Source organism: Rhodococcus sp. 008 (assembly GCF_001682295.1).
Classification (GTDB): Bacteria; Actinomycetota; Actinomycetes; order Mycobacteriales; family Mycobacteriaceae; genus Rhodococcus_F; species Rhodococcus_F qingshengii.
Genome location: NZ_CP012749.1, coordinates 4,223,884 through 4,237,838, shown reverse-complemented (window position 1 = coordinate 4,237,838; position 13,955 = coordinate 4,223,884). Strand labels below are relative to the sequence as shown.

Below are 13,955 nucleotides of genomic sequence, written 5' to 3'. Positions count from 1 at the left end.
CATTGTTACAGCTGTCGCGGAGTGGACATCATCGGACTGTTCGGGATATGGGAGTCCATCAACTTCGTGAACGGCGGCGTCAGCTCAGAGTCCACGTCGCGGGATCACACGCCAGGCGTAGATCTGGCAAAGCTCCTTCGACAACACCTGTGAAGACGTCTGTCGGACCAACCGCGTGCGAAACCCACTCCTCTGCAAGTAGCTCCTGTAACTCTGCGTCCTTCGCCGCTTCCGAGTACAGCAGTACGACGCCACCGACCGCTCCGCCAAGCAGAATAGTCAGAATCGATGTTTCGTCTTCCTCGGGACCGAAGTACATCAAACGCGATTCATAGTCGACATCGTGCTTCTGCGACATCGCGTCCAACTTCGCTGCGAGCTCTCCATGGGTGATCTGGCCAGGGTGCGAACCGGCAACCACGACCGCGATGTCGTCCGCGCTCAGCGGACGAAGCCGGTCCGTGTAGTTCACGGAACGACTCGAGTACGACGCCACCAACTCGATAACATCTGGCTGGTCCAAGTCGAGGCTCGTGTCCAGCGGTACGTCAGATTCGGCCTCACCCGAAATCAACGCCAAGGCCACACTCGGAGCCGTTTCTGTCCCACGTGCTGCTCCTGTAGCTCCTACCAGAGCTGCCGCGCCGGCTTTGGACAGCGCCCAGGCCGCCACCACCAGTTCGATGCCACGCAATCCTGTGATCCCCACCGTGTCGCCCGGACCGATCCCAAGATTGATCAGGTGGCGAGCGAGGCGAGATGATCGTGCATCGACCTCGTGGTAAGTCATTTCCTCCTCATCGCACACGACTGCGACAGCATCAGGATCAGCCTCTACGGAATTTGCCAATCGCTGTGGCACGAGTCGGCCCGTCGGAGCGCCAACGGCCGGGGGCGGCGTTGTGTCCACGGAGCCGAGGACTTCTGCTCGTTCGGAGTCGGTGAGCAGTCCGATGTCACCAATCGGACGTGAAGGATCCGAGGAGACCCGATCTAGAACGCGGACGAAGCGCTCGACATGTGCGTCGGCGGTTGCTTGGTCGAAAAGGTCCGCAGCGAAAACCAAATGGCCGAGCAACCCTCCCGTTACCGGATCTGAACTGAGATTGAGTTGGAGGTCGAACTTCGCAGTCGCCTCCACACCCTCGACAGCCGTGATCTTCAAATCCGGCAGACTGAACGAGGCTCCTGCCATCGGTTCGACCGACAGTGCAACCTGGAAGAGCTCGCTCGCTGACGCCGACAAGGCGCCGGTTACTTCCTCGAACGGGATGTCTCCGTTCGCAAATGCCTCGAGATCGACGTTTCGGACGAGCGAGACCAAGTCGCCGAATCCCGCTCCGAGATCCGGAGCGGTCCTGAGTGCAAGCGTGTTGACGAACATTCCGACTATGTCGTCCAGTTGCTGCTCACCTCGCCCGGCCACTACCGTTCCGATCGCGAAATCTCGGCTTCCACTCAACCGTGCGATGAGTACTGCAAGCGCAGCGTGCACAACCATGAACAATGTGGCGTTGTGTTCGCGCGCAATCTCGCTGAGCCGCGCCGCCGTCTCCGCGTTGACGGAGAACTCCGAGACACCGGCACGTGCAGACATCTGCGCGGGTCGCTGACGGTCGGAAGGCAATCCGGGCGTCGACGACACACCGTCCAACGTACGGCGCCAGAAGTCGAGTTGCCGTGCAGCCTGTGAGCCGACCTCGCCAGCGCTACCGAGTACTTCGCGCTGCCAGATCGCGAAGTCCGCGTACTGAACAGTCAACGGCGTCCACGACGGCGCGGTGCCGCGCACGCGAGCCTCGTAGGCGACCATCATGTCTCGGGCAAGAGGTCCCATCGATTCACCGTCAGCGGCGATGTGATGAGCGACCAAGACGAATATGAAGTCTGCCGGGCCCAACTCGAGCAACCCAGTGCGTACAGGTACCTCCTGAGCTACGTCGAATCCGGTCGTCACCAACTCCACGACGCGATTGAACGCCGCGGCCTCGTCGTCCACCTGAATCGTTTCGAGAGGCGAAAGGAGTTCGTCGATCGCGACGATTTTCTGAACCGGCCCTTCGATGTCACTCGGGTAGCTGGTCCGGAGCGACTCATGTCGAACCAAAACGTCGTGAAGAGCCTGGCGCAAAGCCGCGACATCCAAGTTCCCTGTCAATCGCAGAGCCAACGGAATGTTGTATGCCGCAGAACCGGGATCCATCTGGTTTACCAACCACATTCGCTGCTGGGCCAAGGACAGAGGAAGACGTTCTGGACGTTCCCGCGCCTCCAACTCCATCCTCGCACCGGAACCTGCGGTCTTTTGCGCTACTACAGCCAAACCTTCCACTGTCGAGTTCTCGAACAGCACGCGCACCGGGACCTGCGCATCGAGTGCCTGCCCCAATCTTGCTGCCAACCTGGTAGCGATCAACGAATTACCACCCAGCGCAAAGAAATCGTCATCCAGACCGACCCGCTCCGCGCCCAACACATCTCCGAACACCGACGCAACAATTTCCTGCACCGCTGTGACCGGCGCCCGAAACTCTGCTGCCTCGAATACCGGTGACGGGAGAGCCTTTCGATCCAATTTGCCCGACGCATTGAGTGGAAGCTCGTCGAGGACAAGAACCTTCGAGGGCACCATGTACGTCGGAAGCACGGCCCGGGCAGACTCCAGAACTTCCGACGCATCTACTGCAGTTCCCACGACATACCCGACCAGGCTGTCGCCGAACGTCGCATCGCTGTGCAGGACGACCACCGCATCTGAAACCGCCTCGTGCGAGATCAGAGCAGATTCGATCTCGCCGAGTTCGATACGCTGCCCCCGCAGTTTGACCTGGAAATCCGATCGGCCGATGTACTCGAGCTCGCCCCGACCGTTCCACCTGACGAGGTCGCCGGTTCGATACAACCTGCTGCCGCCATCTGAGGCGCCCCTTTCCCCGCCCGCAAAGGGGTTGGCGACGAAACGCTCCGCCGTCAACGCCGCTCGGTTTCCGTATCCGCGACCGACACCGACACCACCGACATACAACTCGCCGATCACGCCCGGCGGCACCATACCCAACGACCGATCCAGAACGAACAGATCCATGTTCGGCACCGGTGCACCGATCGGAACGCTGACGGTGTCATGCGCAGTCACCGCGTGGAACGAGACCACGTCCGACGCTTCCGTCGGGCCGTAACTGTTCACCACGCGTACTCCGCCTGACAACAAACTGCCAAGACGATTAAGCCGGATCGACTCGCCTCCAAGGAACACAACATCGAGAACGCTCAAAGCAGACTCCTCGTCGGAATCCACCACGGCTTCGAACGCGCTCGGCGACATGTTCGCCACTGCAACGTCACCGTGCCCGACGCGAGCAACGATCGCATCCGGATCGAAACCGTCCGAGGCAAGCACTACGCTCCGACCGCTGCTCAACGCTGCCCAGACGTTCTTCTGCGTCAAGTCGAAACTCGGTGACGACGCGATCAATAGACCACCAGTTTCGGGCAACTCGCTGCGGTACCAGGCCACCGTGTTCTCGATGCCGGCCATCGGCACCAACGTCGGCTTCGGACGACCCGTCGAACCGGATGTCGAAATGACATACCCCAAGCGGTCCCCCGCACCGAGTTCACGCCATCGATCCGTCGGCCTCTCCACCATCGGCGAATCGCGCATGATGCTGTCGAGGACGATCACGTCCACCGCCAGATCGAGAGTCGTCGTACTCACCGCGCATCGGGCACCGGTGTCGGCGATTATCGCTTCGATCCGATCCTGTGGGTACGACGGATCGATCGGCCCGTACGCAGCACCCGCCTTCCACGCCGCCAACATACCTACGACCCACTCGACCGACCTCGGCACGATCAACGCGACGACGTCATCCGGACCGACGCCGGCCGCCGTCAATCGCTCGGCCACCACGTTTGCGTAGGCGTCGAGCTGCCCATAGGTCAGCGCCTCGCCATCGCACTCGACGGCAAGAGAATCAGGCGTCCGCCCAACCTGTTCTTCGAACATCGCAGTCAAGGACGCGCCTGCCAACGCTGTGCGCCCACCAGCGGACCAGCTGAGAAGGTTGCTGCGCTCAGCAGCGGTAAGTACGTCGATATCACCCAACCGAACTGACGGATCAACAGTGATCTCAGCAAGGATGCGCCCGAACCTGCCGGCAAAGCCTGCCACCGTCGACTCGTCGAACAGATCCGTCGCGTACGTGAAATGCGCCGCCATCCCCGCCGGGGCACCCGCCTCGTCGAACTGCTCGACCATGGTCAGCTGCAGATCGAACTTGGCCGCCACCGTGTTGGCGTCGATTCCCGCAACTGTCAGATCGCCAAGTCGAAGCACCGACTGCTCCATGTTCTGGAACGACAGCATCACCTGGAACAACGGATTACGCGCCTGCGACCGCGCCGGATTGAGCACCTCCACCAACCGCTCGAACGGCAGATCTACGTGCGCAAACGCACCCAGATCGCCCTCACGAACCCGACCCAACAACCCCGAGAACGACTCCGAAGAATCCACCTCGGTCCGCAACACCAACGTATTGACGAACATCCCGATCAAATCATCGAGAACCTGCTCACCACGACCCGCCACCGGAGTACCGATCGCAATATCGGACGTCCCCGACAACCGCGACAACAACACCGCCAACGCCGCATGCACCACCATGAACAAGGACGAATTCGACTCACGGGCAATTTTTTTCAAAGAATGATGCTCTGGCGCGTCGATAACGAAAGCGTGTTTGGCGCCACGATTGGACGCCACCGCCGGCCGCGGACGATCAGCCGGCAAATCCAACTGATCCGGCAACCCCGCCAACGCCGACTCCCAGAACCCGATCTGACGCGAAATCAACGACGACGGATCATCTTCCGAACCGAGAGTCTCCCGCTGCCACAACGCGTAATCCGCATACTGCACCGCCAACGGCGTCCACCCCGGCACCTCACCCCGAGAACGAGCCTCGTACGCCACCATCACATCACGCGTCAACGGCCCCATCGACACACCATCACCACTGATGTGATGAACCACCATCGCCAACACGAACTCCGACTCCGACACCGCGAACAACCGCGCCCGAACCGGAACCTCCACCGCCACATCGAAACCAGCCGACAAGAACTCCGTCACCGCACCAACGACATCGGACTCCGACACCGCCACCGGCGACAAATCCAACCGCACCCGATCCGCAGACAACACCTCCTGGAACCCGACACCGTCGACCTCCGGATACACCGTCCGCAAAATCTCATGCCGCACAACAACATCCGACACCGCAGCGTCCAACGCCGCCACATCCAACAACCCCGACAACCGAATCGCCACCGGAATATTGTTCGCCGACGACAACGTATCGAAACGGTTCAAGAACCACATCCGCTGCTGCGCCAACGACAACGGCACCCGCTCCGGACGCACCCGAGCAGTCAACGCCGCCCGCGCACCCGAACCAATCTCCGACTCCATCCGCGCAGCCAACAACTCCACCGACGACGCCTCGAACAACACCCGCACCGGAACCTGTGCATCGAGCGCCTGCCCCAACCGAGCGGCCATTCGAGTAGCAATCAAAGAGTTTCCGCCGAGTGCGAAGAAGTCGTCATCCAGACCCACTCGCTCGACCCCGAGTACCGCCGAGAAAACAGAAGCGACAATTTGTTCTACCGGCGTGACCGGGGCCCGGAACACCGCAACCTCGAACACCGGCTCCGGCAACAACTTCCGATCCAACTTCCCAGACGAGTTCAGAGGCAACTCGTCCAAGACCATGATCGCGTTCGGAATCATGTAGACAGGTAGCGATTCAGGAAGCGCATTCCTCAAGACTTCTACGTCGATCACAGAATCCGGGACCGCGATCACATATGCGACCAGCTGATCGCCCATATCGGTGGATGCCACAGTGACCACACACTGAGCTACCGTCGAATGCGCCAGCAGAGCTGACTCGATCTCACCCAGTTCGATCCTCTGACCACGGAATTTGACCTGAAAATCGGTACGCCCGACATACTCGAGTTCGCCTGCGGTGTTCCACCACACCAGGTCCCCGGTGCGATACATCCGACTGACACCGGGATTGATTTCACCGTTCGTGTCGCTCGCCTCCACAAATGGGTTCGCGACAAAACGATCACTGGTGAGATCGGGTCGCGCGACGTAACCGCGCGCCAGTTGATCACCGGCCAGATACAGCTCACCTGCAACGCCTACCGGCACCGGCCGCAACCGACTGTCCAACACGTAGACCTGCGAGTTCCACTCGGGCACCCCGATCGGAATCCCTGTCGACTCCGATCCATCGACCTCGTAGTAGGTGATCGAGACCGCAGCCTCGGTTGGGCCGTACACATTGTGCAAGCTTGCAGACGACACCTGAGCGAATGCACGTACCGTCTCGACCGGCAACGCCTCACCGATCACGAAGACGTCCCTCAGCGACACCAATGCGCGCTCTGGAACCGAAGCCGCGAAGACGGTCAACATCGACGGAACGAAGTCCGTCAGCGTCACCCGATGATCTTCGATCAGACCAGCCAGATACGCGGGATCTCGATGTCCGTCGTGAGATGCCAGCACCACACTCGTACCGGACAGAAGCGCGGTGAAGTATCCCCACAACGAGACGTCGAACGTCGTTGCAGTCTTTTGCAGATAGACGTCTTCTGTGCCGATGGAGTACTGATCCTGCATCCACAGGACCTGGTTCACGATGGCGTGATGCGACACCGCAACGCCTTTGGGCTTGCCCGTGGAACCCGAGGTGAAGATCACGTAGGCGGCGTTCACATCATGCAGACGACCGCGACGATCAGCATCGGAAACGACTGAAGGCGAATAGCTCGAGAAATCAGCAGCGTCGATCAACAGCACGTCGGCGCCGTTCGGCGCTACGAAAGCGTCCCTCGTCGTCGACAGCACACAGACTGGATCGGCCGTCGTGAGGATGTGCCCGATTCGCTCGGCGGGGTGATCGGGATCCAAGGGCACGTAGGCTCCGCCCGCGGCGATCACCGCGTACATACCTACTACCAGATCGAGCGATCGACGCATCGCCAAGGCCACCAACGATTCGGGCCCGACACCATCTTCGATCAGCTTGCGTGCCAATTTGTTCACACGTTCCGACAACTCGCCATAGGTCAGCGACTGGCCGTCGAACACCACGGCAACAGCATCGGGTGCCAACGCAACGCGAGTGTCGAACAGCGAAGCCAATGTCTCACTGTTCCCGACGTCATGTGCGGTGGAGTTGCGCGCAGTCAACAGCGACTCGCGCTCGGCCTCGTCCAACAGCTCGATGTCACCCACGGTGATCGACGGATCCACGACCACCTGTTCGAGGATCCTGGTGAACCGATCGGCGAATCCACGAATCGTCGACTCGTCGAACAGATCTGTGGCGTATGCGAACTCGGCGAACATGCCGTCTTCGAGCGCATCTTCGACGCGGGGAGCGAGAGTAAGTTGAAGATCGAATTTCGCGATACCGGCATCGAACTCGACGCCTGAGACCTCCAATCCCGAAAGCTCCAAAGCATCCTGCGACATGTTCTGGAAGAACAACGCGACCTGGAACAGCGGGTGATGTGCCTGCGATCGGGTGGGATCGAGCACCTCGACCAGCCGCTCGAACGGAACATCGCCGTTGCCGAGCGCCTGAAGGTCTGTCCTCCGCGTTGCCGAGACGAGCGCACTGAACGAACTGGCGAGGTCAACAGGAGTCCGCAGGACCAGTGTATTCACGAACATACCGATCACATCGTCGAGCGCCTTTTCGCCTCGCCCTGCAACCGGAGTACCGATCACGATGTCACTGGTACCGGACAACCTTGCGAGAAGCACGGCGAGGGCCGAATGCACCACCATGAACAGCGATGCGTTCCGCTCGCGTGCGAGTGAGTCCAAGCTCGACCGAATCTCTTCGCTGACGGAGAAGCGATACGTAGCGCCACGATTCGAGGCGACGACCGGGCGGGATCGGTCAGCCGGTAACGCAAGCACTTCCGGAGAATCACGGAGGACGGAGCGCCAGTGGTCCAGCTGAGCCGAGATCAACGAATCCGGGTCGTCCTCGTCGCCGAGGACCTCCCGCTGCCAGAGTGCATAATCGGCGTACTGCACCTCGAGCGGAGTCCAATTCGGAACGCCGTTCGAAACCCGAGCGGTGTAGGCAACCATGACATCCCGAGTCAACGGGCGCATCGAGAAGCCGTCCGCTGCGATGTGGTGCACAACGAAGGCCAGAACGTACGAATCCTCTGCAAGTTCGAACAACCCGACTCGAACCGGAACGGTTGACGTCACGTCGAAACCCTGGAGCGCGAAACTCAGAAGTTCGTTGTGAATATGCGAGGCGTCGATGACCTTCGGTGTCAGTTCAACCGGCACCTCGGACGACGGGAGGACTACCTGGTGTCCTTGTCCACCTTGCTCCGGATAGACGGTCCGGAGCGACTCGTGGCGTTCGATTACATCAGAAATCGCATGCCTCAGCGCCGAAACATTCAGGACGCCTTTGATATTCAATGCGATTGGAATGTTGTTGACGGCAGAATCAGGATCGAAGCGGCTGAGGAACCACATTCGCTGCTGAGCTAGTGAGAGTGGGATCAACGCCGGCCGTGGGCGGGCCACTAGCGCGGTCCTCCCTCCTGCCCCTGCGATCAACTCAACCTGCGCTGCCAAACCTTCGACAGTCGAAGCATCGAACAACACCCTCACCGGAACCTGAGTGTCGAGCGCTTGACCTACGCGAGCCACCAACTGCGTTGCGACCAAAGAGTTTCCGCCGAGCTCGAAGAAGTCGTCATCCAGACCGACCTGTTCCAACCGGAGAACATCTCCGAAGACGCCGGCCACAGCGATTTCGGCGACACTCGACGGTGCCCGAAACTCGCGCGCCACGAACACCGGATCCGGAAGAAGCTTCCGATCCAACTTCCCCGACACACCCAACGGCAACTCTTCCAGCACCATCACCACCGCCGGCACCATGTAACCCGGCAGACGACCCGCAACAACTCTCTTCAACTCGTCAACGTCCACCACACCACCAGCGGCCGTAACGTACGCAACCAACACATCCTCACGCACAACCACAACTACCGACGACACCGACTCGTGCTCACGAATCACCGACTCGATCTCACCGAGCTCGATCCGCAAACCGTGCAACTTCACCTGAAAGTCACTACGCCCGATGTACTCCAACTCGCCCGACGCAGTCCACCGCACCACATCACCGGAGCGATACATCCGCCCACCATCACCCGAGAACGGATTCGCCACAAATCGATCCGACGACAAATCCGGCCGACCCACATACCCACGAGCCAGCTGAACACCCGCCAGATACAGCTCACCCGCAACACCTACCGGCACCGGACTCAATCGAGAGTCCAGAACAAACACCTGCGTATTCCATACCGGAGCACCGATCGGCACCCCCAGAACATCCGCCGGCACCACCTCGTGGAACGTCACATCCACCGCCGCCTCGGTCGGACCATACAAATTGTGCACCCCGACACCCGGCAACACAGCCCACACATCGGCAACAACACTCGCCGGCAACGCCTCACCTGACGCGAACACCCGAGTCAGCGAAACACACGCAGCCACAGACGAATCCGTCACGAAAACCTCGAGCATCGACGGCACGAAATGCACCGTCGTCACACCCTCCCCCACAATGACCGACGTCAAATACCGCGGGTCACGATGCCCATCCGGCACAGCCACCACCAACCGAGCACCAACCTGCAACGGCCAGAAAAGCTCCCACACCGACACATCGAACGTGAACGGCGTCTTCTGCAACACCACATCCGACGAATCCAACCCGTACTCGTCCTGCATCCACGCCAACCGATTCACAATCGCCGCATGCGAAACCGACACACCCTTCGGACGCCCCGTCGACCCCGACGTGAAAATCACATACGCCGCATTCCCCGACCGCAAAGGCGAGACCCGATCGATATCCGAAACAGGGTTATCCGAAAAACCAGACACATCAACGACATCAACCTCGACCACCGGTACCACACCGGCATCGAATCCAACGTCAGAGGTACTTATCACGCATACCGGCGACGCCGACTCCAACACGTACGCATTGCGCTCCGCAGGCTGATCCGGATCTACCGGAACATACCCACCGCCAGCCTTGAGCACGCCGTAAACCGCAACCAACAAATCAACCGACCGACGTACCGCCACACCCACCAACGACTCCGGTCCCACACCCACCGAAACCAGGTACCGGGCAAGACGATTCACCCGCGAATCGAACTCCGCATATGACAGCGAAACACCCTCGAACGACACAGCTACCGAATCCGGCGACGCCGCCACCTGAGCATCGAACACGTCCACCAACGACACATCCGCAACCTCATGCGCAGTGCCATTCCACGACTCGAGCACCAAAGATCGCTCACCCGAATCGAACATATCCACATCACCAACCCGAACCGAGGGATCGGCAACCATTGCTTCGAGAACTGAAATCAACCGCTTTCCGATTGATTTGGCAGACGACTCGTCGAACAGGTCGGTCGCATAGACCAGTGCGACGGTCAAACCACCGACCTTGTCCGCGGTATCAGATTCCCACACAGTGAATTGGAGGTCGAACTTCGCGGCCGACGACTCTACGTCCAGTCCGGAAATGCGCAGTCCCGGAACCTCCAGACTTTGCTGCATGCTCTGTCCCAGGTTCTGCAGCGAGAGCATCACCTGGAACAGCGGGTTCCGTGCCTGAGACCGGGCGGGGTTGAGTACCTCCACCAGTCGCTCGAATGGCACATCGGCGTGCCCGAAGCCGCTGAGGTCGGATTCGCGCGCCCGCGAAATCATGTCCCGTGCCGAAGCTTCGAGATCAACCTCCGTGCGGAGGACGAGTGTGTTGACGAACATTCCGATCAGGTCGTCGAGAGCTTGATCGCCTCGACCGGCGACCGGAGTGCCGATCACGATGTCCGAAGTCCCCGACAACCGCGCCAGCAGAATCGCCACGGCACTGTGCAACACCATGAACAGAGATGCGTTGTTGTCGAGCGCAATTCGATTGAGAGCCTGGTGAAGGTCAGGCTCGATCGTGAATGTGTGCCCGGCTCCCCGGTTCGACGCGACGCGCGGGCGCGGGCGGTCCGACGGAAGATCGAGCTGATCGGGAATACCGGCCAATGCGTGGCGCCAGTAGTCGACCTGGCGAGTGATCAGAGAATCCGGGTCGTCCTCACTGCCGAGAACCTCGCGCTGCCACAGTGCAAAGTCGGCGAACTGTACGGGCAGCGGAGCAAGATCGTGCGAAATTCCCTGTGTCCGAGACACATAAGACGAAACGATGTCCTTGGTCAACGGTCCCATGGAGAACCCGTCACCGCTGATGTGATGGACGACGAACACGAGGACGAATTCGTCGGCGGCGAATTGGAAGAGTGCCGCCCGAATCGGAACCTCGGTGGTCACGTCGAATCCCGGAGTCACGAAGTCGGTCACGCGCTCGACGATCGCCGACTCGTCCACCCGTATGGGAGTCAGGTTCGGTACCACGGCTGCAATGTCGACCAGGCGCTGATATCCGACGCCGTCGACCTCCGGGTACACAGTCCGAAGGATCTCGTGCCGCTCGATCAAATCCTCGAGTGCGCCTTGCAACGCATCGACATCGAGCGCTCCGCTGAGCCGCAGCGCGACCGGAATATGGTCGACTGCCGATTCTGGTTCGAATCGATTGAGGAACCACATGCGCTGCTGTGCCAAAGACAGCGGAACCAACTCGGGGCGCTCGCGAGGGATCAGGGGAACGTGAGCCTTGCGGTCTTCTGAGATTTTCGCTTCGTCGATGAAGACGGCAAGTTCTGCGGCGGTGGGTGCGTCGAAGAAGTTGCGCATGTCGATGGAGATGCCGTGTTCGGCATTGATCCGCGCAACCACGCGAGTGGCGAGCAACGAGTTGCCGCCCAGTTCGAAGAAGCCGTCATCTGCCCCTACCCGGTCCTGCCCGAGCAGATCGGCAAAGATCGCGACCACACCGGCTTCGGTGGGTGTCACGGGCTCGCGGTACTCAACCGTCTTCGACACGAATTCGGGTGTGGGCAAAGCCTTTCGATCCAGTTTGCCGCTGGCGTTGAGCGGAAACTCGTCCAGTTCGACGAACATGGCAGGGATCATGTAGTCGGGTAGCCGTTCGCCAAGCGACGACGTCAGATTCTCTGAATCGATACCCTCGGCGACGATGTAGGCCACCAAGTTGTCACCGATCGTTTCGTCCGAATGGACGATCACCACGGCTTGGGAAACACCTTCGCAATCGAGCAGTGCCGCCTCGATCTCACCGAGCTCGATGCGCAGACCGCGGAGCTTGACCTGAAAGTCGGTGCGACCGATGTATTCGAGCTGACGGTTCGCTCCGGCACCGCGCCAGCGCACCAGGTCTCCGGTTCGGTACATCCGGGATCCGTCAGTAGCGCCGGGCCGCGCCACGAAGCGGTCTGCCGTGAGATCGGGACGCGACACGTAACCCCTGGCCAGCTGAATCCCGGCAAGATAGAGCTCTCCTGCTACACCCGACGGCGAGGGCCGCAGCGCATCGTCGAGTACCAGGAGCTCGGTGTCCGCAACTGCTGCACCGATCGGCACCGACACCTGATCCTGCTCGCCGGTTTCGTAATAAGTCACGTCGACGGCGGCTTCGGTCGGGCCGTACAGGTTGTGGAGTCCAGCGCTGCTGACCTCGCGCAGACGTGCCGCCGTTCGAGCCGGCAACGCCTCACCGGAAGCGAACACGTAGCGAAGGGTTTTGACCTGCGCAACAAGGGGTTCGGCGACGAACACGGCGAGCATCGACGGCACGAAGTGCACCGCCGTCACTCCGCGCTCGATCATCGTGCGAGCCACGTACACCGGATCACGATGTCCGTCGGGTTCCGCGATCACCAGCGATGCACCGACCTGCAGCGGCCAGAAGAACTCCCACACGGACACATCGAAAGTGAAGGGTGTCTTCTGCAAGATCACGTCGTCGGCAGTGAATCCGTACTCGGTCTGACGCCATTGCAGGTTCGCGACGATGGCACGGTGAGAGACTGCAACGCCTTTGGGGCGTCCGGTCGATCCGGACGTGAAGATGACATACGCAGTGTTGGCCGCGCGCAGCGGCGTCAACCGGTCGGCGTCGGTGACAGTTGTCTCGGCACGACCCGACAAGTCGAGGGTGTCGACGTCGAGCGTGGGCGTACCGTGCGGCAGCACCACGGCATCGGACGTTCGTGTGAGCACAGCCGTGGGCTTCGCGATCTCGAGTACGTAAGCGAGACGGTCGGCAGGATGATCCGGGTCGAGTGGAACGTACGCGCCGCCGGCCTTGACGATCGCGTACATCGAGACGAGGAGATCGATCGATCGACGCATCGCGAGACCGACGAGGCTGTCCGGTCCGACACCTGCCGCGACGAGTTCACGGGCCAGGCGGTTCGCCCGCGCGTCGAACTGCGCGTAAGTGAGCTGCGTTCCGGCGTAATCCAGCGCGAGCGCATCCGGCGTCCGCTCGACCTGCTCGTCGAAGAGTCCTGCGAGGGTCACGTGTGCATCGGACTCCGACGCGACCTCCACGATCGAAGTGCCGTCGGTGATGAGACGGTCGACCACCGCGCCGAGACCGTCGGCCTCGCTGCCGATCAGCTCTGGCAGCACCGTGGAAACGACAACAGGAACCAGGGCATCCGCCCCCAATGCCCCACCCATCGCGGTGTCGAGAGTGACCAACTCGTCATTGAGTCGTCCGTAGCTGATTTCGGTTCCACCGTGGCTCAGAGCCACACGATCAGGATCTACCGCCGCAACTGCAGCCACCAACTTCGGCAGATCTTCGATCGTCAGCGACTGCGGTCCCGGAATACCGACGGACATCTACACTTCCTCCAACTGACTTTCG

General features: G+C 60.7%; 1 protein-coding gene. It reads right to left on the bottom strand.

Annotated features, from left to right (window positions below):
* Nucleotides 1-79: 79 nt before the first annotated feature.
* Nucleotides 80-13,930: a non-ribosomal peptide synthetase gene (locus tag AOT96_RS19655; protein ID WP_065352164.1), complete on the bottom strand. Its 13,851-nt coding sequence runs from the start codon at nucleotides 13,928-13,930 to the stop codon at nucleotides 80-82.
* Between the last annotated feature and the right edge of the window lie 25 nt (nucleotides 13,931-13,955).